This window comes from Geobacter sulfurreducens PCA (assembly GCF_000007985.2).
GTDB classification, from domain to species: Bacteria; Desulfobacterota; Desulfuromonadia; order Geobacterales; family Geobacteraceae; genus Geobacter; species Geobacter sulfurreducens.
The window spans coordinates 576,985-601,206 of the sequence record NC_002939.5; the positions used below are offsets into that span (position 1 = coordinate 576,985).

26 protein-coding genes and 1 pseudogene are annotated in these 24,222 nt (G+C 57.3%); 25 read left to right on the forward strand and 2 right to left on the reverse strand.

The window, feature by feature from the left end; all coding sequences use genetic code 11:
* Nucleotides 1-15: 15 nt before the first annotated feature.
* Nucleotides 16-645, reverse strand: coding sequence for an O-methyltransferase (locus GS_RS02715; RefSeq protein WP_010941212.1), 630 nt, complete (start codon nt 643-645; stop codon nt 16-18).
* Between the two features lie 148 nt (nt 646-793).
* Between GS_RS02715 and GS_RS02720 the strand changes: the two genes are divergently transcribed.
* From GS_RS02720 to GS_RS02730, 3 genes are read left to right on the forward strand one after another with little or no spacing between them, the layout of a single operon-like run.
* Nucleotides 794-1,720 (forward strand): DMT family transporter, encoded by a 927-nt coding sequence (locus GS_RS02720; RefSeq protein ID WP_010941213.1) that lies wholly within the window; start codon nt 794-796, stop codon nt 1,718-1,720.
* 2 nt (nt 1,721-1,722) lie between these two features.
* Entirely contained in the window at nt 1,723-2,103 is a 381-nt protein-coding gene (locus tag GS_RS02725; protein ID WP_010941214.1) for a peptide chain release factor family protein, read from the forward strand.
* Nucleotides 2,100-4,478 (forward strand): endonuclease MutS2, encoded by a 2,379-nt coding sequence (locus GS_RS02730; protein WP_010941215.1) that lies wholly within the window; start codon nt 2,100-2,102, stop codon nt 4,476-4,478. The genes GS_RS02725 and GS_RS02730 overlap by 4 nt, the downstream gene beginning before the upstream one ends.
* A gap of 21 nt (nt 4,479-4,499) precedes the next feature.
* On the opposite strand, the gene GS_RS02735 is transcribed toward GS_RS02730, so the two are convergent.
* Complete coding sequence (locus tag GS_RS02735; protein ID WP_010941216.1) at nt 4,500-6,014, reverse strand: B12-binding domain-containing radical SAM protein; 1,515 nt, start codon at nt 6,012-6,014, stop codon at nt 4,500-4,502.
* 121 nt (nt 6,015-6,135) lie between these two features.
* Between GS_RS02735 and GS_RS02740 the strand changes: the two genes are divergently transcribed.
* From GS_RS02740 to GS_RS02845, 22 genes and pseudogenes are all read left to right on the forward strand, one after another.
* Nucleotides 6,136-6,816, forward strand: coding sequence for a class I SAM-dependent methyltransferase (locus GS_RS02740; RefSeq protein ID WP_010941217.1), 681 nt, complete (start codon nt 6,136-6,138; stop codon nt 6,814-6,816).
* 62 nt (nt 6,817-6,878) lie between these two features.
* Nucleotides 6,879-7,160, forward strand: a complete 282-nt coding sequence (locus tag GS_RS02745) for a toxin-antitoxin system TumE family protein (protein WP_045668639.1) — start codon at nt 6,879-6,881, stop codon at nt 7,158-7,160.
* A gap of 1 nt (nt 7,161) precedes the next feature.
* The gene (locus GS_RS02750; protein ID WP_010941219.1) at nt 7,162-7,503 is read left to right on the forward strand and encodes a transcriptional regulator; all 342 of its coding nucleotides are present in this window, start codon (nt 7,162-7,164) and stop codon (nt 7,501-7,503) included.
* 432 nt (nt 7,504-7,935) lie between these two features.
* Nucleotides 7,936-9,174, forward strand: a complete 1,239-nt coding sequence (locus GS_RS02755; protein WP_235045019.1) for an RNA-directed DNA polymerase — start codon at nt 7,936-7,938, stop codon at nt 9,172-9,174.
* Nucleotides 9,175-9,256: 82 nt separating this feature from the next.
* Complete coding sequence (locus tag GS_RS02760; RefSeq protein ID WP_164930415.1) at nt 9,257-10,672, forward strand: toll/interleukin-1 receptor domain-containing protein; 1,416 nt, start codon at nt 9,257-9,259, stop codon at nt 10,670-10,672.
* The gene (locus GS_RS02765; RefSeq protein WP_164930416.1) at nt 10,665-12,026 is read left to right on the forward strand and encodes a hypothetical protein; all 1,362 of its coding nucleotides are present in this window, start codon (nt 10,665-10,667) and stop codon (nt 12,024-12,026) included. The genes GS_RS02760 and GS_RS02765 overlap by 8 nt, the downstream gene beginning before the upstream one ends.
* A 25-nt stretch (nt 12,027-12,051) precedes the next feature.
* Nucleotides 12,052-12,414 (forward strand): IS3 family transposase ISGsu7, encoded by a 363-nt coding sequence (locus GS_RS02770; RefSeq protein ID WP_010941222.1) that lies wholly within the window; start codon nt 12,052-12,054, stop codon nt 12,412-12,414.
* The gene (locus GS_RS02775; protein ID WP_010941223.1) at nt 12,411-13,301 is read left to right on the forward strand and encodes an IS3 family transposase; all 891 of its coding nucleotides are present in this window, start codon (nt 12,411-12,413) and stop codon (nt 13,299-13,301) included. Before GS_RS02770 ends, GS_RS02775 begins: the two co-directional genes overlap by 4 nt.
* A gap of 54 nt (nt 13,302-13,355) precedes the next feature.
* Nucleotides 13,356-13,532: a hypothetical protein gene (locus GS_RS02780; protein WP_164930417.1), complete on the forward strand. Its 177-nt coding sequence runs from the start codon at nt 13,356-13,358 to the stop codon at nt 13,530-13,532.
* A gap of 124 nt (nt 13,533-13,656) precedes the next feature.
* Complete coding sequence (locus GS_RS02785; RefSeq protein WP_010941224.1) at nt 13,657-13,905, forward strand: P-loop NTPase fold protein; 249 nt, start codon at nt 13,657-13,659, stop codon at nt 13,903-13,905.
* 62 nt (nt 13,906-13,967) lie between these two features.
* A complete protein-coding gene (locus tag GS_RS02790) occupies nt 13,968-15,053 on the forward strand; it encodes an IS5-like element ISGsu2 family transposase (RefSeq protein ID WP_010941225.1) in 1,086 nt (361 codons plus the stop codon).
* 160 nt (nt 15,054-15,213) lie between these two features.
* Nucleotides 15,214-17,175 (forward strand): annotated as a pseudogene (locus GS_RS02795) (P-loop NTPase fold protein); the annotation flags it as partial.
* Nucleotides 17,176-17,238: 63 nt separating this feature from the next.
* Complete coding sequence (locus GS_RS02800) at nt 17,239-17,835, forward strand: dihydrofolate reductase family protein (protein ID WP_010941226.1); 597 nt, start codon at nt 17,239-17,241, stop codon at nt 17,833-17,835.
* Between the two features lie 128 nt (nt 17,836-17,963).
* Nucleotides 17,964-18,407 carry a hypothetical protein gene (locus GS_RS02805; protein ID WP_164930418.1) on the forward strand — a complete coding sequence of 148 codons (444 nt, stop codon included), beginning with the start codon at nt 17,964-17,966 and terminating at the stop codon, nt 18,405-18,407.
* Nucleotides 18,408-18,496: 89 nt separating this feature from the next.
* Entirely contained in the window at nt 18,497-19,720 is a 1,224-nt protein-coding gene (locus tag GS_RS02810; RefSeq protein ID WP_010941228.1) for a zinc ribbon domain-containing protein, read from the forward strand.
* 118 nt (nt 19,721-19,838) lie between these two features.
* On the forward strand, nt 19,839-20,330 hold the full coding sequence (locus GS_RS02815) for a glutaredoxin domain-containing protein (protein WP_010941229.1): 492 nt from the start codon (nt 19,839-19,841) through the stop codon (nt 20,328-20,330).
* 42 nt (nt 20,331-20,372) lie between these two features.
* Entirely contained in the window at nt 20,373-20,948 is a 576-nt protein-coding gene (locus GS_RS02820; protein ID WP_010941230.1) for a DNA-3-methyladenine glycosylase I, read from the forward strand.
* The gene (locus GS_RS02825; RefSeq protein ID WP_010941231.1) at nt 20,945-21,346 is read left to right on the forward strand and encodes a hypothetical protein; all 402 of its coding nucleotides are present in this window, start codon (nt 20,945-20,947) and stop codon (nt 21,344-21,346) included. Before GS_RS02820 ends, GS_RS02825 begins: the two co-directional genes overlap by 4 nt.
* A gap of 39 nt (nt 21,347-21,385) precedes the next feature.
* On the forward strand, nt 21,386-21,934 hold the full coding sequence (locus GS_RS02830; RefSeq protein ID WP_010941232.1) for a cysteine hydrolase family protein: 549 nt from the start codon (nt 21,386-21,388) through the stop codon (nt 21,932-21,934).
* 40 nt (nt 21,935-21,974) lie between these two features.
* On the forward strand, nt 21,975-22,580 hold the full coding sequence (locus GS_RS02835) for an SAM-dependent methyltransferase (RefSeq protein WP_010941233.1): 606 nt from the start codon (nt 21,975-21,977) through the stop codon (nt 22,578-22,580).
* 14 nt (nt 22,581-22,594) lie between these two features.
* Nucleotides 22,595-23,077 (forward strand): dihydrofolate reductase, encoded by a 483-nt coding sequence (locus tag GS_RS02840; protein WP_010941234.1) that lies wholly within the window; start codon nt 22,595-22,597, stop codon nt 23,075-23,077.
* Nucleotides 23,074-24,222 (forward strand): HAD-IA family hydrolase, encoded by a 1,149-nt coding sequence (locus GS_RS02845; RefSeq protein ID WP_010941235.1) that lies wholly within the window; start codon nt 23,074-23,076, stop codon nt 24,220-24,222. The genes GS_RS02840 and GS_RS02845 overlap by 4 nt, the downstream gene beginning before the upstream one ends.

Consider the following 24,222-nt stretch of genomic DNA (forward strand, 5'->3'; position numbering starts at 1 on the left):
ATGCGCCCCTTTCCTTCAACTGAGGCGGTAGCCCAGGAGCACGCCGTTTCCCACCGGCACGATGGTGGTGAAGAAATCCCGCCGCCTGGACAGATGGTGGTTGAACTCCCGCAGGGCAGCGGTCTCAGGGTCCTCGTGGCTTTCGGCCACCGATCCGCGCCGGAGGGCGTTCACGGCGATGAGAAGTGCATTTTTTGCCAGGCACCGGTTCATCCGCTCCAGCACGTCAGCCCCGTTGAAGACGTCGCAGTCCATGAACAGGATATCGATGTCCCGCTGGCCGGCGGCGATTCCCAGGGGATCCCCGACCTGCAGCTCAACCCGGTCGATGAGTCCGTTGTCGTGGAGCATGCGGCGGGCATGCTCCACGTTGTCCCGGTCGGGGTCGATCATCACCACCCTGCTGCTGATGCTGATCGCCCGGGCGAACCACCAGCTGGCGCAGCCGAGGCCGTCGCCGGGCACCACCACCAACTGTGGCTGCTTGATCCGCGCCAGCAGATAGAGCAGGCGCCCCGTCTGCCGGTCCACGATGGGAATATTCCGCTCACGGGCAATCTGCTCCATGGCGGCCACCACCGGGTCGGCTTCGGGCAGGAGTCCGTCCAGATACGCCCCGATGCGGGAGTCGACTATCGGAATCATCGCTCGTCCCTTCCTTCCGCCTATTTTTTTCATACGGTCCGGGTGGTTAGACAAGTCTAACACTTACGGCCGAATGCGCAATCACCCCTCCGAGAAAAGCGCAAACTGTCTGTTGACTTGACCGGCGGCACCGTTCTTTAATAGCAGAATGATCCAGGCTCAGACCGCGGCACCGCCGCACGCAAAGGTAACGGCTATCCTCCTGTTCACCACTCTCATGTGGGGGGGGAGCTTCCTCTTCAACAAGATCGGGATGCGCGAGGTGCCTCCGGTCCACTTTTTCTTCTTCCGGTTCGCCCTGGCGGCGCTCCTCATGGGGGGGGTCTGCCTGCCGCGTCTGGCGCGCCTCAACCGCCACATCGCCGTGCGCGGAGCAGTGGTCGGCCTGGCCCTGGCCGCGGTGAACCTCACCTTCGTCCTCGGCGTGTCGGGCACCACCATCTCCCGGGCCGGGTACCTGAACAACCTCTTTGTCCTCTTTATCCCGCTCCTTACGTTCGCCCTGTGGCGCGAGCGGGTCGACCGGGTGACCTTCGGCGGCATCGCCCTGGCCGTGGTCGGGCTCTGGGCCCTGGCCAGCGGTGGGGCCGAGGGATTCAATCAAGGGGATCTCCTCTCCACGGTCTGCGCCCTGTTCATCGCCATCCACATCATAGCCGTTTCCCGGGTGCTGCGGGACGAGGACGTCTATCTGGTGACCTTCGTGCAGTTCGTCACCGTGGCCGCCGTGGGGCTCGTCCTCTGCCTGGTTCTCCCCTGGCCGGAATTCACCATCGGCCGGGCCGGGGCCTGGTCCCTGGCGTACTGCGCCCTCTTTCCCACAGTCATCTGCTTTACCCTCCAGAACGCCTACCAGCGCTTCACCACCCCCACCAGGGCGGGGCTGATCTACACCCTCGACCCGGTCTGGAGCATGCTGTTCGGCGTCTTTATCCTGGGTGAGCGGCTCACCCCCCGCGAACTGGCGGGCTGTGTCCTCATCCTCATGGCCGTGGCCGGGCCGCTCCTGGCCCGGCTCTATCTGGAGCAGCGCCATCGGCGGCTCTACCGGCTCGATGGCGCCGAAGGGACCTAGCCGTGGCGCCACCGACCTTTGCCGTGAGTGAAGAGAAAAACCGCTGGCTCCGGGACAAGATGGCCGAACTGGGGGTGAGCGAGGCGGACCTGGAGGAAACCTTTGTCCGCTCCTCCGGCGCCGGCGGCCAGCACGTGAACAAGACCGCCACCTGCGTCCAGATCCGGCATCGCCCCACCGGCATCGAAGTGAAGTGCATGAAGGACCGGAGCCAGTCCGTGAACCGCTTTCTGGCCCGGCGCGAGATCCTGGAGCGGATCGAACGGCTCAACAAGGGGGAGAGCCCCCGGGACGTCCGGGTCGAGAAGCTCCGGAAGCAGAAGGCGCGGCGGAAACGGCGGGCCACCACGAAATACGACCCAGAGAAGGACAATCAGCAATGATCAGAACCGAAACCCTCCGTACCCTCGAATTCGATAAAATACTTTCGGCCGTGTCGGGCTACGCCCACAGCGGCGCCACGCGGGACGAAACCGCCCTGATCCGGCCCCTGGACGACCGGGAGGCCATTGTCCGGCGCTTCGGCCAGGTGGACGAGATCCGGCGGCTGCGCCAGCTGGGGATCGATCTTTCCCTCCGCTCCTTCGAGGACATCGCACCGCTGCTGGCGGCAGTCCGCCCCGACGGCGCGGTGCTGGACCCCACGGAGCTGGTGGTCCTGTTCCCGATCCTGCGGACCATGACCGCCATTGCCAAGCAGTTCGCCTACCGGACCGACATCCCCCTGCTGCGGGAACTGGCCGGCACCCTGACCGGCTTCCCCGACCTCCTGGACGAGCTGGAGGTATCCATCGACTCCGAGGGGGAGATCCTCGATTCCGCCTCGCCGCTCCTCTCGGACCTGCGCCAGAAGAAGCGCCACCTCACCGAGCGGATCAGGCGGCGGCTGGCCGAGATCGTCCGCGAGACCGGGGTCACCACCTTCCTCCAGGACGATTTCATCACCCAGCGGGGCGGGCGGTGGGTGATCCCGGTGCGGATGGATTCCAAGGGAATGGTCCCCGGCGTGGTGCACGACGTCTCCAATTCAGGCGAGACCGCCTTCATGGAGCCCCTGGAGATCATCGGCCTGGCCAACGAGCTGGAAAACCTGGTGGCTGAGGAAAAGGCCGAGATGATCCGCATCGTCCGGACCATCTGCCGGATGATCCGCCAGGAAGCCGACGGCCTGGATGAGCAGTTCCGCATTCTGGTCCGGCTTGACGTGCTGAACGGCATTGCCTTGTTCGCCGATTCCCTCGGCGCCGAGACCCCCGAGATCACCGACGCCCGCTTCATTCGGGTCCGGGAGGGGCGCCACCCGCTCCTGGCGCTCATGGCGCGGGAACGGGGGGTCGGCCGGGTGGTGCCGCTGGACCTGGGGCTGGGGGGAGCTGAACGTCCTGATTCGCATGTGGCGAATCAGGTCATGGTCATCACCGGGCCCAACGCGGGAGGCAAAACCATCTCCCTCAAGACCACCGGCCTCCTTCACCTCATGGCCCTGGCGGGGATTCCGGTGCCGGCGGCCTCCACTTCGTCGTTCCCCCTGATCTCCGACCTCCTGGTGGACATCGGCGACGAGCAGTCCATCGAGCAGAGCCTTTCCACCTTCTCGGCCCACGTCTCCAACATCGCCGGCATCCTGGAGCGGGCCGACCGCCGCACCGTGGTGCTGCTGGACGAACTGGGCACCGGCACCGAGCCGGTCCAGGGGGCGGCCATCTCCTGCGCCGTCCTGGCCGACCTGCAGGACAAGGGGGCGCTGGTCATCGCCACCACCCACCTGACCGACATCGTGGGCTTCGTCCACAAACGGGACGGCATGGTCAACGCTTCCATGGAGTTCGACCGCCAGACCCTCACCCCCCTCTACCGTCTCACCGTGGGCGAGCCGGGCCAGTCCCACGCCCTGGAGATCGCTCGCCGGTATGGCCTTCCCGACCGGGTCGTGGCCGTGGCCACCGGCATGCTCTCTCGCATGGAGACTGAATTCCACGAACTGCTGGCCGAGCTCAAGGACCAGCGCCGGCGCCACGAAGAGGCCCTGGCCGAGGCGGAACGGCTCCGGCGCGATGCCGAGGAGAAGGCCCGCATCGCCCGCGAGCGGCTGGCCGAGGCCGAGACCCGGCGGCGCGAGGCAACCGAGAAGGCCCTCCAGGAGGCAAAGGAGATCGTCCGGGCCGCCCGGCGCGACGTGAACGCCATCATCGAGGAAGCCCGCAGGGAGAAGAGCAGGGAGGCCCGGAAGAAGATCGACGAGGCCGAGGCCGCGGTGGAGGCGAAGCTCCAGGAGTTCCACCCCGAGGAGACCCTTTCCCTGGATGCCGTCCGCGAGGGCGACACTGTCTTCGTCAAGGCCATCGGCCACGACGGCACCGTCACCGCCGTGGACCGCCGGACCGGCCGGCTCCGGGTGCGGGCCGGCGCCATGGAACTGGAAGTGGCGGCCACGGACGTTTCCCCGCGCCGGGGCAAGGCCACCGAGGCCAAAATCCGCACCGGCTCGGGCAGAAGACCGGCGCCGGATGCGGAGACCCCCCGCGAAATCAACCTGATCGGCCTGCGAGTGGACGACGCCCTGGCGCGGTTGGAGCCCTTCCTGAACCACGCCTCCCTGGAAGGATACGGCGAGCTGCGGATTGTCCACGGCAAGGGGACCGGCGCCCTGATGCGGGCTGTGCGCGAATACCTTGACGGTCACCCCCTGGTGCGCGAGTTTCGTCCCGGCGAGCCCTTCGAAGGTGGCGAGGGCGCCACGGTGGTGACGCTGCGGTAAGGCGCACCGCGCCCCGTCGACTCACTCGACGCATTCCTGTTCCTCGAACATGCCGGTGGCACCGATGCTCTCCGCCACCTTTCGGAAGTGAAAGCCGTAGATGGCCAGGGTGATCGCCAGGGGAAAGAGCCGTGGCCGCCGCGCCAGTGACCAGAAGAAGAGTTTCCAGTAGTAGAGGCGCTCCCTCCCGATCACCCCCAGCAACACCACCGACGCCAGGAACGCCCGCAGTCGGGCCGGATTCGGCTGGAACCCCCCCGGCGGGGTCCGGTACTCCGTGAGGAAGGTGATGACCCGGCGGTAGTAGTGCCGTGGGGCATAGATGGTGTCGAGAATTTTCCGGTAACCGCCGACGAGCGCATCCGCCGGCATCCGGGGGACGAAGTTGAGGGCAATGGCGGTATTGTTGCCCGAGGCGTTCCGCAGCAGCCGTCCCTCCTGTGCAAGACGCCGGTGAAGCCTGGTCCCCCGCAGGGCGGTGAGCATTCCGACCATGGCGGTCACGATGCCGCTCTCCTGGATGAAGCGGATCTGCCGCTCGAAGATCGTCTCCGGGTCGCTGTCAAAGCCGACGATGAATCCTCCCTGCACCTGGAGTCCCGCCCGCTGGATCCGTTTGACGCTTTCCAGCAGGTCGCGGTTGCGGTTCTGAACCTTGCCGCTCTCGTGGAGCCCCTCGTCGTGGGGGGTCTCGATGCCCACAAAGACCTCCGTGAACCCCGCCCGCACCATGAGCCCCATGAGCTCGGGATCGTCGGCCAGGTCGATGGAGGACTCGGTGAAGAAAGAGAAGGGCCGTCTCCGCTGCTCCTGCCAGTCGACCATGGCGGGAAGCACTTCCCGTTTCAGCTTTGCCCGGTCGCCGATGAAGTTGTCGTCCACGAAGAAAACACCCCCCTGCCAGCCGCGGGCATGGAGGCTGTCCAGTTCCGCCGTCAACTGCTCCCGGCCCTTGGTGCGCGGCCTGCGGCCGAAGAGCCGGGTGATGTCGCAAAACTCGCAGTCAAAGGGGCAGCCCCGGGAATACTGGATGTTCATGGCCGCGTAATCCCGGATGTCCAGGATATCCCACCGTGGCAGCGGGGTCCGGGTCACGTCGGCCCGTGCCTCGGTAGTATAGATACGCTGGGCGCGGTCCATGGCCAGGTCGTCCAGAAACCGCGGGAGGGTGAGCTCGGCCTCGTTGAGCACCAGGTGGTCCGCCTCGGGAAACTCCTCCGGCGCGGTAGTGAAGAGGGGCCCCCCGGCCACCGTGGTGACCCCCAGTTGCCGGCAGCGACAGAGGATTTCCCGCACCGCATCCCGCTGGATGGTCATGGCGCTCACGAAAATGAGATCGGCCCGGGCGAGATCGGCATCGGTCACTTCCCGGACATTCTGGTCAATCAGGCGTGCCTGCCAGGTGTCGGGGAAGAGAGCGGCAACGGTAAGGAGCCCCAGGGGCGGGAAGGCGGCCTTCTTGCCGACGAATTTCAGGGCGTGGCGGAAGCTCCAGAAGGAATCCGGATAGCGGGGGTAGACGAGGAGAACGTTCATGGGATCCTCCGTGATCCATGAGTTTCCCGTCGGGTGGGGACGGCTCGATTGGGTAAATTTTACTCCTTCTCCACCGGCGCCCGCGTAATTTTTCTGTAAAATGTGTGAACGGAGGTCTCCCATGAACCAAGACCCCACCGGCGAGTACATCCGCACCATCACCAGCCACTGTGACCTGCGGGGCGCAGAGGTCCTCGAAGTGGGCTGCGGCGCCGGCCGCATCACCCGCGACCTGGCGCGCCACGCCGCCCGGGTTGTGGCCGTTGACCCGGACGAACGCGCCCTGGCACAGGCCCGGGCCGCCGTCACCGCCGCCAACGTCAGCTTCCTCCCCATGCCCGACGGCGTCCTCAGCTTCCCCCCTGCCTCCTTCGACATCGTCATCTACACCCTTTCCTTCCACCATGTTCCCCTCCATCAAATGGACGAAAGCCTCGCCACCGCCGCCGGCCTTGTGCGCCCCGGCGGCGCCGTGGTCGTGGTGGAGCCGGGCGAGGGGGGCTCCTTCACCGAAGCCAAGGAACGCTTCGGCGCCGGCAGCGGCGACGAACGCCCCGCCCAGGAGGCCGCCATCCGCGCCATGCACGCCCTCCCCGGCTGGACCGTGGGGGACACGGTTCACTTCCGGGTCGGCTTCCTCTTCACGGACGAAGACGACTTCATCAGCTCCAAACTCCCCGGCTTTGCCGAACAACCCGCAGCGTATCAACAGGAGGTGCGGGCTTTCCTCGCTTCGCATCGCACCCCGGAGGGCATCGTCCTCGACGCCGGCCGACGGCTCAATGTGCTGCGGAGGAGGTAAGGCGAAAATGTTCTGTGTTGTCAATCTTGACAACACGTGGTGCTGTTGTTATTCTCTCCAACATGAATGCAACGCTCTTGCTGAACGGACGTCATATCCTATCTGACAATGCGTTTGTTGAGATGGTGGTGTGGCGTGTGCCGTCGCCCCTTTCCGGCAGCGCCCATTCTTTCAAGTACCGCCTGGCCTTTATTGTCGGTGGCCTGTGCGCGCTGCGTTATGACAATGAGGCTGGCAATGGCGATCACAAACACATTGGCGAAAAAGAACTACCGTATCGTTTCACCACACCACAGGATCTGCTGGACGATTTCTGGAAAGATGTGGACGAATGGAGGTCCTGATATGCGTACCGTAACACTGGAAATTTCTTCCCGCGAAAAAATTAGTCAAAGATTCTTGCGGGCATTCGAAGGCAAACCTCAGGGGGATGTCATCAGCTTCGAGTCGCCGGAACTCCTGTTCAGGGTCATTTCGGGCAAACGCTGGGACCTGCTTAAAATTATGACCGGCGCGGGGCCCATGACGATCCGCGAGGCGGCGCGCCGGATGAAAAGGGATGTGAAGGCGGTCCATACCGATGTGCACGTGCTGCTCAACGCCGGGATACTACAGAAAACCGAGGAAGGCCTGATTGTCTTCCCCTTTGATGCGGTGCATGTGGATTTTATGCTGAATGCGGCGTGAGTAGTCGAGCACCGTCGGAGAAATGTTCCAATTGGGTGGATCACCGGTTCACGCGCGTGCGCGCGTGAACCGGTCAATGCTGAGTTGGTCGAATATATGAGGGAATGCAATATTTATTAAGGAGGTAGCAGAGTGCCATCACTCGATGATTTCTTGCGTAGGGGATATTTCCCCAAAGAGTTGCTACCACCGTTCACAACGAGTTCGTACGCAGATGCGTTGAACGGCCTTGGAACTGTGCCCGATTCTAACTTCAAACAAACCAAATGTATCAGATTTTCCCACTCGAAATACGCATCTCTTCGTCGTGATCTATCAATTCCGAACCCATACCCATTCTACGAGTTGGCCGCCCTGTTATCAGCGCACTGGGGGGAGGTCGAGACACAATGGAATAACTCTCCCTACACACGTAGTGCCCCTGTTCCATCCATGACCAGGGCGGTAGAAGGAAATACAAATTTCAATGCCCTTCCTAATGCCCGTGCCGAGGTTCGTTCTTCGGGGCGCTTCCTCCTCAACGCGGACGTATCGAAGTGCTACCACACTATATACACTCACAGCCTACCATGGGCGTTACACACTAAGCCCGTAGCAAAGAACAACCAAAAATGGCCTCCCGCTGGAGGAAAACCTCCTTTGGTCGGCAACGGACTTGACCTATGGTCAAGGAACCTGCAAGACGCACAAACTATTGGCCTCCCAGTCGGACCGGACACCTCCTTTGTACTTGCCGAAGCACTTCTGTCTGCAGTAGATCAACTAGTTGCGTCAAAAATCGCCGGTGCGCGCGGCTTTAGGTTTGTTGATGACTACGAGTTCGTATGTGACACACTTGAACAAGCTGAACAGGTTCTATCCGTTCTTCAATGGGCACTCGCAGAGTTCGAGTTGAGTCTCAACCCCAAGAAAACAACTATCAAGGAACTTCCAACGGCACTGGATACCACATGGGTAAACGCCTTCTGTGAATTAGAGTTCGCCGCCGAGTCTCCGAAATTACAACGGCAACTTACTCGGTACTTTACGGATGCCTTCGAATTGACATGCAAGTTCCCAGGTGATCCAGTCCTTAAGTACGCTGCAGCTCGATTGCCGGACAATCCACCCGATGATGCGGCGGCAAACTTAATCCAGCGTCTGTCCCTACAGGCGGCTTGCGTAGATTCAGGCACACTTCAACATACATTACGTTCCTTTTGGGATCACCGGTCCGCTGGTCGAGATCTCGATCTAGTCGCCTTGAAAAGAGCTTTAGATTTTATTGTCCAGAGACATGCCCTTCTAGGTCATAGCAGTGAGGTCGCATGGTGTATATGGGCAGCCGACGTATTTACTGTCCAGCTTTCCACATCTTCTGCCAACTGCATCGGAAATATGGTTGATGACGTAGTTGCACTGACCGCATTGGATGGAATCCAAAAAGGGGCATTTGAAACTCCGCCAAATACAAACAATTGGGAATACATCATCAACAACACAAGCCTGAAAGAAGAACACTGGCTACTATTATTCGAGGCCATTGGGCAAGGTTGGCTTCCCCCACCAGTTGGAGGGGATCCAGCACTCGCAGACCCCTTTTTCAATCACCTTCGTACTCAAGATGTCAGATTCTATGATACTGCTGCAACCCTTGATATCCCTGAACCACCGGGTCCGGACACCTATTGAAAAGCCAAACCTCTAGTACTAGAAAAGGCAAGAAAAGGGGCTACTTTTCTCCCTGAATCCGTAAATAAACTGAGAGGTGTTTTTGTTACCTTCTACTATTACAAGAAATGTCATATTCATCAGCCACGCAACCCCGGAAGACAATGATTTCACCATTTGGCTTGCCTCAAGACTGCAAGCCGAGGGGTTTGAGGTTTGGATTGATAAACAGGCTCTCGTTGGTGGCGAAAAGTTCTGGCAGGAAATTGACCAGGTAATTCGACACAAGGCTGTCAAGTTCCTGCTGGTCTACAGTGAGAACATCTGTTACCAGAAGCAACGCGGTATCCTCAAAAATGGGGTCGCTAAAGAAATAAGCATGGCGGAGGGCATTGCCACAACAAACGGACTCAAAGATTTCATGATTCTCCTCAACGTCGATGGTTCCGAATACAACCTTTTTATCGGAGCGGATACCCTCAACCAGGTTCCTTTCTACGAAAACTGGGCTGGCGGCTATTCCCAGCTGCGGAAGAAGTTCAAAAAGGAAGGGCTAGAGCCGACAGGCTCCCCTGTAGGCGATTTTTCCAAGTGGTATGAGGATGAGTATGTCATCCACCATGGCATCGAGAACCTACACGAAATTTATTACGACTGCTGGTGGCCGATTCCCGAACTCCCCGAATCCTTTTTCGTCTATATCTTCCCGAACAACGTGGTTGCATCACAGGTGCACCAGAGGTCCAAATATCCCACAGGCAAAGCTTCCAACATCCTCGCTTCCTTTTACGACACATCAGAATTTGAAGTCGAAATAGATGGGCAACTCGAAAGGATCCCCTTTACGGCCAAGCATGAAATCAAGGTCAGTGATGTCATCGCCAGAACCGTCCGATTGGGTTTCCCCGGCACACGGGATGTCGAAAACTATTTCCGGTCCTTACTGCAGAGAACCTTCCACCTCATCATGAAAGAGCGTCATCTTCACTGGTATGAAATGGCAAACATGAAGCAGGCGTATTTTTTCTCGGCAAAGAGTCATCCAAAAATCAAATTCGAATATCCTCACCGTGCTACCAAGGCAGGAAAGAGCAAGGTCATCTTCGGCAAGCATCTAAGCAGCTTCTGGCATTACGCCCTTTCTGCGAAGCCGATAATTACCCCGCAGTTGGCTTTCGGCCTCAAGTCCCATATCGTGTTTACCACCGATGGCGTGAAGTTGTGGGACGACAAAGCCAAGATGCACACGGCCAGAAGGCGGAAGGGGCGTTTGATGTTTAACGAGGAGTGGCGGGACTTGCTCTTTGCGTTCCTGCATGCCCTCTGCCAGGGAGGGACAACGGTGAACATCATGCTGAATCCGACCTTTGAACTGGCCCTGAAACCGTGGACCAACACCTATCACTCGGATTTCGGATATATCGAGCCAAAAGGTCAGGACAGGCACGATATCCTGGCGGCGGAATATGAGTATCAAGACAGGGAAGATATTGACCCCGACGAGGTGGCAAATGTCTGACCTTTACCATATCCAGGAACCCAAGCTGACATTCGGTTACGGGCAGAAACTCCAAGACCCCCGAGACGGTCTCATGCTCTTCGGCCCCTTCACCCGTAACAAGCTCAAGGGGCAGGTGAATATCGGTATCGTCGGCCCGGAACCACAACGGGGATATCTGAGGGAGTATCTGAAAAGAATCCACCGACCTGTTACTCCGGAAACTCCCGACAAAGCACGTCCTTCATTCCCCGGCCTGGAAGCCGCCTTCGACATCTTTATCAACTTTGACAATCTTGCCGAGATTGATGTCAAAAGCTCAGAAGTTGAGAGATGCCTGAGATTCACCGATGGCTATCAACGGGTTCACAACCTGACGAACTTGTATGCCACCCCCCTTGAAAAATATGGCAACGAGGAAGAGATGCCTGTCACGGTATGGTTCGTTGTCATTCCCGACAGCATCTACACGTATGGTCGTCCCAAATCAACTATTCCGAAAGCGACAGACAACATAAGGGCAGGCTTGAAGAAAAAGGACCGTGATTCGGCGCAGTCATTTTTGTTTGATGACATGAACAAGATGCAGGAAGCTTACAACTTCGAGATTAACTTCCATCATCAATTGAAAGCAAAATTGCTCTCTGCCAAGGTCGTGACCCAGATAATCAAAGAGAGTACCATTGCCTACGACCAGATATGGTCAGATGAAGAGAATATCCTATCCGCTAGGAAGTTCGACACTGCGAAGGCATGGAACATAGCCACAACCCTTTATTACAAGACAGGCGGAATTCCATGGAAGTTGGGGGATGTCCGGGAGAAGGTCTGCTACCTCGGTCTGGTGTACAAAAAGACCGATACCACTGAAAGCAATACCAATGCCTGCTGTGCCGCCCAGATGTTCCTCGATAGCGGCGACGGCATGGTATTCCGGGGAAACCTGGGGCCTTGGTATAATCCGACAACCAAGGAATTCCATCTCAGGAAGAGCGATGCGAGCGAGTTGCTGAATCAGTCTCTTGTAGCGTTCAAGGAGAAATCCGGTTTCTATCCAGAGCAGATATTCATCCACGCCCGGACGAATTTCAACGATGATGAGTGGGAAGGGTTTACCGGTGCTGCTGAGGGAAAGACTAACGTTGTTGGCGTGAAAATCAGGAGTGATGGGACATTCAAAATCTACCGAGATCACCCTTACTGCGTTCCCCGTGGTACGGTTCTACAGGTTTCCGATAAGCAGGGCTATTTATGGTCTCGCGGATTCGTTCCACGTTTGCAAACCCAGATGGGCCTTGAAGTGCCGAATCCTCTGAGCATAGAAATAACCAAGGGTATGGCGGCCCCGGTTTTCTTGGACACGAAAATGAGGTAAATCTAGGTGTTCAAGGAGGTCGTCAATGGAAAAGGATGTCAGTGTCTCCGGTGCGGCGGAAGGAGAGCGTAGCTCGACTGGAGCAGCACCGGAAGTCAAACGTTGGAGCGCCAACCGCAAAAAGGAGGTTGTCCTGCGGTTGATGCGCGGTGAACCAATCGATGCCTTGTCCCGTGAGTTGGGCATCGAAATCTATCGCCTGGAAGAGTGGCATCAGAAAGCACTCCAGGGGATAGAATCTGCTCTCAAGGCTCGTGAAGGTGATCCGTTGGCAGCGGAACTCGATGCAGCCTTCAAGCGCATCGGTGAGATCACCATGGAAAACGAGCTACTGCGGGAGAAAGCGAGGCGTGCCCACCCTTTGGCCCAGAGGAGATCGAAGAAATGAGTGCTACGATCTCCCCTGCCACCGGTAAAGCCTATGGCGTTCAGCGCGTCTGCCTTGCCTGGGGAGTGCCCCGCTCGTCGTTCTATAGCCGTGCAGGCAGAAAAACATTGCCTGCTGTACTGCTCAAGCGTGGTCCAAAAACACCGCTCTCTGACGACGAGGTACTTTCTCTCATCCGGACCGACCTGGAGACATCCCCCTTTGTCGGCGAAGGGCACCGTAAGGTCTGGGGACGACTACGCTTCGTCAAAGGGATAAAAGTCGGCCGCAAACGAGTGTTGCGTCTCATGCGGGAGAACAATCTGCTCTCCCCTCACCGGGTTGTTCAGGGACAGCCCAAGGACCACGCCGGCAAGATCATCACGGCGGCCCCCAACGTCATGTGGGGTACCGATGGCACCAAGATCTTCACCCTGGAAGAAGGGTGGTGCTGGTTGTTTACCGCCGTCGAGCATTGGAATGCCGAGTGCGTCGGTTGGCATGTGACCAAGAATGGCGACCGGTTTGCCGCATTGCAGCCGCTCGCCATGGGAATCAAGGCCCGTTTCGGCTCGGTCGGTGCCGCTGCTGCTCGAGGGTTGGCACTGAGGATGGATCACGGCAGCCAATACCTCTCAGAGCATTTCCAGAATCAGATCAAGTTCTGGGGAATTGCCCCAAGTTTCTCATTTGTTGCCGAACCGCAGACCAACGGGGTGACGGAACGGTTTAATCGGACTATCAAAGAGCAGGTCATCTATGGCCGCCATTACCGCACAATCGAAGAAGTAAGGATGGCAGTAGCTGACTTCATGGATCGTTACAACCGGCTGTGGCTGGTTGAAAAGCTCGGGTTCAGAAGCCCACGACAGGCTTTCGAGGAGTATCAACTCAAGAAGGCTGCGTGACTCTTATCTTGTGTCCAGGGTACCGGGCGCGCTACAGAAATAACCAAGGGGGAAATGGACTTCAAAACCGTCTGTCAGGACATACTGTCACTGACCAAGTTGAATTATAACGCCTGCATATTTGGCGATGGGTTGCCCGTGACGCTTCGTTTTGCCAATAGCATCGGGGAGGTGCTGACAGCTGGCAAGAATATCAGGGCCGAAGTATTGACCTTCAAGCATTACATTTGACACTTAACGGGCCACAATAGGACCTATAAAGCACAAAGCGACGCCCAACACGCGGCGGCACACGGACTCCGCTGCGCTCCGCCGGTGCGCCTTTTGCGCGGTTGGCCCACAGAAGGAGAATACGATGGCAGATAACATGAATTACTCATCAGACGCGCCAATATCGAGCCCTGATAAGGATAGATTCTCCAGATGGCCTTTTTCCAAACGGATTTCCGAGGTCATCGCTAAAAGGACTGATCCAAGTAGCATCGTGATCGGATTATATGGGGCTTGGGGTGATGGTAAAACTACAGTTCTGAACTTTATTGAGGAAGCATTAAAAACCGAATCAAATGTAATATGTATTAGCAGGCTGTTGAAATTGAAATAGAGAAAACAGCCTATTTGTGGTACATTGTCGCGCATAACGCTCTACAATTATTGAGGAAAGTTATGCGCGGCTTTGACAGCAACACAGAAGCTCTCTTTACCTATGTGACACCTGAATCCTTTGTCCCGAAGGACCACCCCTTGCGGGCCATCCGTAAAATGGCCGACGAAGCCCTGGCAGGGATGGACAAGCTCTTTGACAGCATGTACGCCACAACCGGCCGCTCCTCAATCCCACCGGAGAAGCTCTTGAAAGCCCAACTGCTGATGATCCTCTACTCCATCCGCAGCAACCGGCAGTTGGTAGAGCAGATCCATTACAACTTCCTGTTCCGCTGGTTCCTCGGCATGGGCTTGGACGAGAAAGTCTGGGATCATTCCAGCTTTACCAAGAACAGTGACCGATTGATTGGCTCCGAAGTTGCCGCCGAGTTTCTTTCCCGGGTTCTGGCCCAGGCAGAGCGTAAGCGACTGTTGTCCCGCGAACACTTCACCGTTGACGGAACTCTCATCGAAGCCTGGGCTTCCATCAAGAGCTTCAAGCCCAAGGATGGACCTCCTTCAGCCGGTGGTGGCGGCAGAAACGATACCGTGGATTTCAAGGGACAGAAACTTACCAACGAAACCCATGGTTCCACCACTGACCCTGATGCCCGGCTCTACCGCAAGGGGAAGAACAAGGAAGCCAAGCTCTGCTACCAGGGACATACCCTGATGGAGAATCGTAGTGGCCTCATCATCAGGACCAAGGTGACAACGGCAACCGGTTGCGGTGAGCGCGACGCAGCAAAGGCCATGGTGCAGCAATTGCCAAGGACGACCCGACGGATCACTCTTGGCTGCGACAAAGGCTACGACACAGAATCATTCGTCAAAGAGCTGCGTAGGCTAAAGATAACGCCACACGTGGCCCAGAACACCTCCAACAGGAAATCGGCCATCGACGGCAGAACCACCAAGCATCCGAACTACACCATCAGCCAGAAGATCAGGAAACGAATCGAAGAAGGCTTTGGCTGGATGAAGACCGTGGGCAGCTTACGCAAGACGATGTACCGGGGAATCGAGAAGATCGCCATGCAACTTGATCTGCACGCTGCGGCCTACAACCTGGTTCGGATGAAAAACCTGGGTCTCGGTGTCACCTGAGAGGGGAAAACCAGGCTACATCAGCAGTATATGAGGTTGATAAAGAGCAAAAAGAACGAGAAACAAAGGTTCTGAGCAACAAAACTGATTCAAAAAAAAACGAACTGCAAAGTTCAGCAAGTCAAATGGGGCCGATTTTCAACAGCCTGTTAGGTTTAATCCTTGGCGATATGGCACTGAGGAACAATTACTGGAAGGATTCTTCCATAACATTGCTGATGCTCTTGACACAAAGCTCATAACTTCAGGAGAAAAAATAAAGGACATTTTCAAGAAAGTTGCACCTGCAGCTGCCGGTGCATTTGGTCAACAGGGGATAGGTGATGGGGTAGCTCAATTCATAGCTGGTCCGTCCCTAAGCGAACTCAGGTCTAGAATAGAAGCAGCATTGGAAGAAACAAAAAAGAGAGTCGTGATATTAGCCGACGATATCGATCGGTTGGAAAAAGAAGAAATTCACGCAACATTTAGACTGGTAAAGCTGACAGCCGACTTTAAATTTACTTCATATATACTTGCATTTGATGAGCAAGTGGTTTCGTCAGCATTACAAGATAGATATGGCGCAGGGGCTGAGAACGCAGGAAAAGCGTTTCTTGAAAAAATTATTCAGGTGCCACTTAATTTGCCGTCTGTCGATAGGAAGATTTTAAGAGGTTTTTGTTTTGAAGGTGTCGACAGTGCTCTCACTTTAGCTGAAATCAAGTTAACGGAACAGCAAGTTCAAGAATTTGTAAGAGACTTTACGGCTGCTTTTGACAAAAGACTAAAAACACCAAGAAAAGCCAGGATGTATGGCAATATTTTGATGTTCTCCTTGCCTATTCTTAAAGGAGAGACAAATCCAGTAGATGTCATGTTGATAGAAGGTGTGAGAGTATTTTTTCCTAAAGTTTATGAGGTAATCAAAAAAAATGCGGAGATGTTCACCGGTAGCGTAAGAGATTCGTATGGTAGTAACCGCGATAAAGAAAAATCGCATACTATAGCCACGATTGAAAAGTCAATAGACTCGTCAGACCCGGAAGAAATTGACGGAATATTAAGCTTATTAAAATCCATGTTTCCTAAACTTCAAGCAATGTATGGAAACACACACTACGGGAGCGATTGGGAAAAAAGCTGGTCGGAGGCTCAGAGGATATGCTCTCCTGCTTATTTTCAACGGTATTTCACATATGCGATCCCTGAGGATGATATCCCAGACCAAACCATACAAAACATTATCGACGTTTCATCGAAAGATGATCTCGCTGATACTGCAAAATTATTCGATCAATTATTGACGACCCAAAATGCAGATAGGCTGATACGAAAACTACGCTCAAGGGCAAAATCTGTTTCGCAAAAATCATCAATGACATTGGCGGGAGTTCTTTTGCTGTATTCTGACCGATTCCCTAATCCAGAAAACTTATTTAATTTCAATAATCCATTTGCTCAAGCCGCAATGCTTGTTAGTGATCTAATCCAGAATATCTCTGAAAAAGGTGAAAAAATATCTTTATCTCAGCTCTGCATCAAAAATGCACCAGACATTGAATTCTCTGCGGAAATTTTTCGATGGTTACGAGTGAAGGATAAAGATAGACCTGAAATAGACGGTTTTACAGAAGATGAAATAAGTGCAATAGGCAATATTTTAGCCGAGCGAATTAAATCAATTCTGGAGGGTGATGTAGATATCACTACAGTCTACCCTAAAATATGCGGCCACTTATTGTATCAAGTAAAAAAGTACAACGGCAAATCAGATGTCGAAGAATATCTTACCAGCTTCTTCAAAACCTGTGAACAATCTATTTTCAGGTTCTTAGACACCTTCACTCCAACGGCCTGGGGGATGGAATCTGGAATCTCACATAAGTCAGACCTCGAAAGAGAGCAGTATAATTACATAGTTGGCTTAGTTGACCCTGAGATCATCCTCTCAGCAATAACTCATGAAATAGGTCAACTGCCCTCCGTTTCGAAAGAATATCCAAGAGACGATAAAGATAGAAACCAATTGCTTGCAAACCAATTTCTTTGGTTGCACGATTATGTCCTTAAAGAGCAGGCGCGAGCTGCCGAAGAACAAGGCCAACAAGCGGCGGCAGACGGACAAGCCGCTGCGCCTTGAGACGTTATGGTTGCCCCAGCATTGCGGAATGAAAAAAAACAACGCACATAAAGGAAAATAGCCATGCGAAAAATCATCGCTCTTGAATTTGTTTCCCTCGATGGGGTCATCCAAGCGCCGGGCGGGCCGCAGGAGGATACCGACGGTAACTTCAAGTATGGCGGCTGGATTGTGCCCTATTTCGACGAGCGAAGTGGCGACATTATGCAGGAGCAGATGTCCAGAACGCGCGCTCTTTTGCTCGGAAGAAAGACCTACGAAATATTCGCCTCCTATTGGCCGACACACGAAAGCGCGTGGCCGGGCATCAACTCGGCGACGAAGTACGTTGTTTCGGATACGCTTACAGAGTCGCTTTGGGACAACACGGTCATTATCAAAGATCACGTCGTGGAAGAAATACGGAGATTGAAGCAGCAAGTCGGCCCTGACCTACAGGTGTATGGCAGTAGCAACCTTCTCCAGACGCTCTTACAGCATGACCTGGCAGATGAGTTGTGGCTCAAGATTTTTCCTGTTACCCTCGGCACGGGCAAGCGTCTTTTCGGCGAAGGGACGATGCCGGCGGCATTCACGCTCATGCACTCTGAGGCAACGCCACGTGGTGTCATCGTCGCCAATTACGAGCGTGCCGGTGAGGTGCAGACGGGCTCGTTTTGAGCTTGGATTTTCATTGCATCCGCGCAGCGGAATGCATCGCCGCCTGCAACGGGTTGGGACGGTCTACGGGGACATGGTTGATTAGTTGAGTAGCGAAGGGTAAGTCGACAAATCAACTCCGTCCCCTGGTGGACCTCGAAACTATGAAATCAAAGTGGAAGAAAATCCTGCTCTGGAGTGGAGGTTTCGTTTTGGCGGCGATTGCCGTGGCCAAGGTAGTCGACATCAACGAACGCCCAAAACGAGTGGCTTCAATCTTGAACATACCTTCACTTCCGAAATCCGCACGAGTCATCGATTGCAATGCTGCATTCATTCCCACAGATGTTGTTGATACGTGCTCAATAGAAATAGATGCGAACGATTTCCCAGACCTGCTCAGTGGCTATAACTTTTCCGAATCGCCAACAACAGAAACGAGTCATTCCGCTGTTTTCACTAAAGTCGGACCTGAGTTCCCTCTCGCAGTGGAATTCACCGCAGTTCCGAAGGAACTCAAGCACGGCGGCCATGTGAAGGTCTTAGCCGACCGAGAGCGGAGGCGTGCAGTGATCGACTTGTATGTCGAGTAAAAAGTCCAACCAGGAAGTTGGACCAGCCGAGCTGGTCAACTCCCCGCCCAACTGGGCGCAATCAAATTTACTGACAAGCAGAGGCGACTATGAGCGCATGGGAAAAATTCAAAAATAAATTCGGCAAGATCAGAACCCACCTCACAAGCTTGGATGATCAGCCATTAGGTAAAGCTGCGCTTGTAATCATTATTTTCCTGGATGTTTTCATCCTTGTTTCCATTTTTAACGGACTCGAAGCACACACTAGGCAGCTTTCATCCCCTGACGACTACATCCCTAATGCCTGCCGTGAGATCATAGTCAATCGCCAATGGAATCCTACTAACCGGATTGACAACATTTCGCAAATCATCATTGCTTCAAGCACAACCTATTACCGGGGCGAGGAAAGGAAACGCGAACAGCATCCTGTCTGTGTGCCCTATAGTGATCTTGTTGACCAAATCAAAAGCGATAAGGTGCTTGTCGGCATCTTCGAAGAGCGGAGTAAGGCTGAACGTGAGGCACGCGAGCTACAAAGAGAAATTGACAATCTGAAAGGAGCTTACGATACGTCCCTGCTCGAAACCATTGCGAAAAAGCAGGAAAGTCAAACCAAAGTAGCCGCGATAAAGGAAGATTTTCTAAAGAAGAGTGCTGCCCTTGATACGTTGAAAGCAAAAATTGCATCTTTGGAACAGTCGATTAACGGTGACCCGAAAATAAAGCTTCTCTGGGAAAAACTGCAAACCTTGCAAGAGCAGGACAGACAAAAACTGCTATCCGACCTGCGAACGATAAATTTCTGGTACCCAGTTAAAAGACTTGGAATGCAGTTGATGTTCCTGATTCCGCTTTTCATTGCTTTTTACCTCTGGAACAGCACAAGCATAAGGAAAAGCCGGGGAATACAGACTCTCGTATCTTCGCACCTTCTTGGCGTATCATGTATTCCGATCCTTTTTAAAATCACCGAAGCTGTCTATGACATAATTCCTAAAAAACTGTTGAAGCAACTGATTGATTTCTTGGAATCATTTAAGCTCATAGCATTATGGCACTACATTGTAATTGCTATCTCGGTGGGTGTTTCACTTCTTTTAATATACATCATTCAGAAAAAGCTTTTCTCCAGTGAAAGAATCGGCAGAATAATTGAGCGCCGGATTTCCAATGGAGACTGCCAACAATGTGGAAAGCATTTGCCAAGCGGGTCATCAGCTTGTCCTTTCTGTGGTTTTGGCCAGTATAAGCTATGCAGCCATTGCCAGAAGCAGATGCATGTATATGGCAAATTTTGCCGAGAATGTGGCCAGAAGGCGACTGACTGACGCGAAGCCAAGGCACAACGAGGCGGCACTCAGTCGGCGCGATAAACCTGCACCAGGTCACCGGCCGCCCCGTTGATTGTTACAGAACCAACCGCACCCCTCATCCCCAGGAGCCCCCATGCCAATCCGCATCCTCCTCCCCATCGTCACCCTGCTGCTGACCTGTTCCCTTGCTGGAGCCGAGATGTATAAGTGGGTGGACGAGCACGGGGTGGTGACGTTCAAGGACACGCCTCCGCCGGCAACGAAGAAGGGGAAAAAGGTGAAGGTCTACACCGACGGCGATTTCGCGCCGGCGCCGTCTCCGCAACCGGCGGCTCCGCGCAGGGCTACGTCGGCACCGCAGCCCGCACCGCCCGTGAAGCAGCGCTTCACCGGCACGGTTGAGCTGTACGTGACCGACTGGTGCGGTTACTGCAAGCGGGCGGAGAGGTACCTGCAGAGCAAGGGCGTTTCCTATGTGGCCTACGACATCGAAAAGGACAGCGCCGCCATGCAGCGGCACAAGGATCTGGGGGGCCGGGGTGTGCCGCTGATCGTGGTGGGCTCTCACAAGATTTCCGGGTTTTCGCCCGAGACGATCGATTATTATCTGGAGAACGGCCGGTAAGGCCATTGCCCGCAGCCGTCTCCGTTACGACAGGAGCATGACATGATCCAACGATGCGAATGGTGCGGCACCGATCCCCTCTACGTGGCCTACCACGACGGGGAATGGGGCGTGCCCGCCCACGATGACCGGCACCTCTTCGAGATGCTGATCCTGGAGGGGGCCCAGGCGGGGCTTTCATGGCTGACGATCCTGCGCAAGCGCGAGGCGTACCGCCGGGCATTCGCCGGGTTCGACGCGGAAACGGTGGCCGCCTGGTCCGAGGCCGACGTGGCGCGGCTGCTGGCCGATCCGGGGATCGTGCGCAACCGGCTCAAGATCGAGTCGACCATCAGGAATGCCCGGGGCGTGCTGAAGATCCGGGAGGAGTTCGGCTCTCTCGATGCCTACCTGTGGCGGTTCGTGGACCATGCGCCCCGGCACAATGCCTGGCGCAGCCTGACCGATATCCCGGCCCGGACGGAGCAGTCCGATGCCATGAGCAAGGACCTGAAGCGGCGGGGCTTCAATTTCGTGGGGTCGACCATTTGCTACGCGTTCATGCAGGCGGTGGGGATGGTGAACGACCATGTGGTCCACTGCTTTCGGCACGACGAGATCAGGCGGAGCGGGGGATGACGTCTTCCATCCTCAAGGCATGCGCCATCTGGCTCCTGTTCATCCCGCTGGGAATCGTGAACGGCGTTGTGCGTGAAAAGGTCCTGAACCCGCTGGTGGGGGCGCAGGTGGCGCTGCCGCTGAGCGGCGTCACCCTCGGCGCCCTGATCGTTGCCGTTGCCACGCTCCTGATCCCGCTGGCGGGAGGGCTCACCCCTTCGCGCTGCCGGCTGATCGGCGGGATATGGCTGGTGTTGACTGTCTTTTTCGAGTTTTTCTTCGGCCGCGTCGTCATGGGGCACCCCTGGGCGAAGCTGCTGGAGGCCTATGACCCGCGGGGCGGGAACCTCTGGGTGGCGGTGCTGCTGGTGATCGCGGCGGCCCCGTACTTGGCGGCCCGGTTGCGGGGGCTGGTGTAGCGGGGGCCACGGGCTCCACGAATCAAGGGAGGCTACGGAATGAAACGCGCACTGCTGGTTATCGACGTCCAGAACGAATATTTCACCGGCGCCCTGCCGGTCAGCTATCCGGAGGGGAGCTTCCCCAACATCCTGGCGGCCATGGATACTGCCACGGCCAACGGGATTCCGGTGGTGGTGGTCCGCCATGCGTCTCGGCGGCCCGATTCGGCTACGTTCCGGCCGGGCTCTCCCGGGTGGGAGCTGCACCCCGAGGTGGCGCGGCGGCCCTTCGATCTGCTGCTGGAAAAGAACCTGCCCGGCAGCTTCACGGATACGAACCTGGAGGCCTGGCTCAGGGAGCGGGGGATCGACACCCTGGTCATCAGCGGCTACATGACCCAGATGTGCTGCGATACCACCTCTCGCCAGGCGTTTCACCGGGGCTTTGCCGTGGAGTTTCTCGCCGACGCCACCGGCACCCTGGCCTTTGCTAACAGCGCGGGCGCGGTCACTGCCGAGGAGCTGCACCGGGCGGTGCTCGTGACCCAGCAACTGATGTTCGCCACGGTGATGACCACCGGGGAATGGATCGGCTCGTTCCGCTGAAGCTGCCACCTCGTCCTGCCGGAGCAAAGGAGAACGAACCATGTCCGATGTCACGAACACGTGGAATGAACGATACGATACTGAGGAATTCGTCTACGGCCGGGAGCCCAACGCCTTCCTGGCCGGAGTGAGCGCAATGATGCCGCCGGGGGATGTCCTCTGTCTGGCCGAGGGGGAGGGGCGGAACGCGGTCTTCCTGGCGCGGCAGGGTCACCGGGTGCTGGCGGTGGATGCCTCCGCCGTGGGGCTGTCCAAGGCGGCGCGGCTGGCTGAGGAGCACGGGGTGCGGATCGAGACCCTGACCACCGACCTGGCCGACCTGGTTATCGAACCGGGGCGCTGGGACGCCATTGTCTCCATCTTCTGCCACGTGCCGCCCCCTGTCCGGCGGGTTCTGCACCGGCAGGCAGTGGCGGGGCTCCGTCCGGGCGGGCTCTTCGTGCTGGAGGCGTACACCCCGGCGCAGCTGGAGCTCCGGACCGGCGGCCCCCCCACGGTCGAGCTGCTGATGACCCTGGCCGATCTGCGGGAGGAACTGGCGGGCCTCGAATTCCTGCAGGCCCGGGAAATCGAGCGGGACGTGGTGGAAGGGCGGCTCCACACGGGCCGGGGCGCCGTGGTGCAGATCGTGGCGCGCAAGCCGTGAGGGGGCCGGATTCCATGCGCATCACCCTTATCGCGGCCATGGCCGAAAACCGCGTCATCGGCAACCGGGGGGCCATCCCCTGGCACCTGCCGGACGACCTGGCCCGCTTCAGGGCCATCACCCTGGGGCACCCGGTCCTCATGGGGCGCAGGACCTTCGAGTCCATCGGTCGGCCGCTGCCGGGGCGGCTGAACATCGTCCTTTCCCATCGGGAAGGCTATGCCCCGCCGGGGTGCTTGGTGGCCCGGGACCTGGCCGCGGCGCTGGAGCTGGCCCGGGACGCGGCGGAGCTCTTTGTCTGCGGCGGCGGCGAGCTCTACCGGGAAGCGCTGCCCCTGGCCGACCGGATTCTTCTCACTCTGGTGCAGGGGGAATTTCCCGGCGACGTCACCTTTCCGGAGGTTCCGGCTGATTTCGTGGAAACGGCGCGGGAGGAGGGGGTAGGGGGGCCGGCCCACCTGTTCCTGACCTATGAGCGGAGGAAAGAGGCCCCATGAGCACCGAACCACGCAGGTTCTCCGTCTTCCTCGTCCCCGCGGCCGGGGACCGCCGGTGGGCGGATGGAGTGATCCACGAGCTGGCCGACCGCTACGATACGCTCCCCTTCGAGCCCCACGTGACGGTCTACGGCGGCGCGTTCAGCAACGATGCCGAACTGGAGCCGGTACGGCGGGCCCTAGCGGATGCTGCGGCCGGGACGGGTCAGATCACCCTGCCGGTGGCCGGGCTCGGCGTGACCGAGGAATACTTCCGGTCGCTGTTCGTAGCGTTCGGAGAAGACCCGGCGCTCCGGCGGCTCCACGAGGCAGTGAAAGGTGCGGTGGCGCAGGACCCGGGCTACGTGCTCGTTCCGCATCTCTCGCTCCTCTATGCCGATCTGCCCCTGGCGGCCAAGGAGGCTGCCGCCCGCACGGTGGCCCTGGACCGGCGGGAGATCCGCTTCGACCAGGTGAAGATCGTGGTCCCCGATCCAGTCACCGGCTGGAGCGACGCCCGGCGCTGGCAGACCCTCTTCCGGTTGCGGCTGGGGGCACCGGCGGAGAAGGTTACGACGGTTATTTTCGACTATGGCGGGGTGCTGGCCGAGGAGGGATTCCGGGAGGGGCTGTTCGAGCTTGCCCGGCGCCAGGGGCTCGACCCCGTTGCGGTGCACGGTGCCGGCATGGAGGCGGTCTACGCCAGCGGCTACGTGCTGGGTAAGGGAAGCCAGTCGGCATTCTGGCAGTCGCTGCGGGAGCGGACCGGTCTGCGGGGGAGCGACCGGGAGCTGTCGAACCTGATCCTCGACCGCTTCGTGCTCCGGCCCCGGATGATGGAGGCCGTCCGCGCCCTGAGGGCGCAGGGGTACCGGACCGTCATCCTCAGCGACCAGACCGACTGGCTCGAGTGGCTCGACCGGCGCGACGGCTTTTTCCGGGAGTTCGAACGGGTCTTCAACAGCTACCGGCTGGGCAAGGGGAAGCGGGACCCTTCGGTGTTCGACGACGTGGCGCGGGAGCTGGGCATCGCCCCCGGCGAGGCGCTCTTTGTGGACGACATGCTCGCCAACGTGGTGCGGGCCGAAAGCCGGGGGATGCGGGGCATCCTGTTCGAGGACGAGCCACGGTTCGAGCGGGACCTGAAACGGTACACGGAGGTGTAG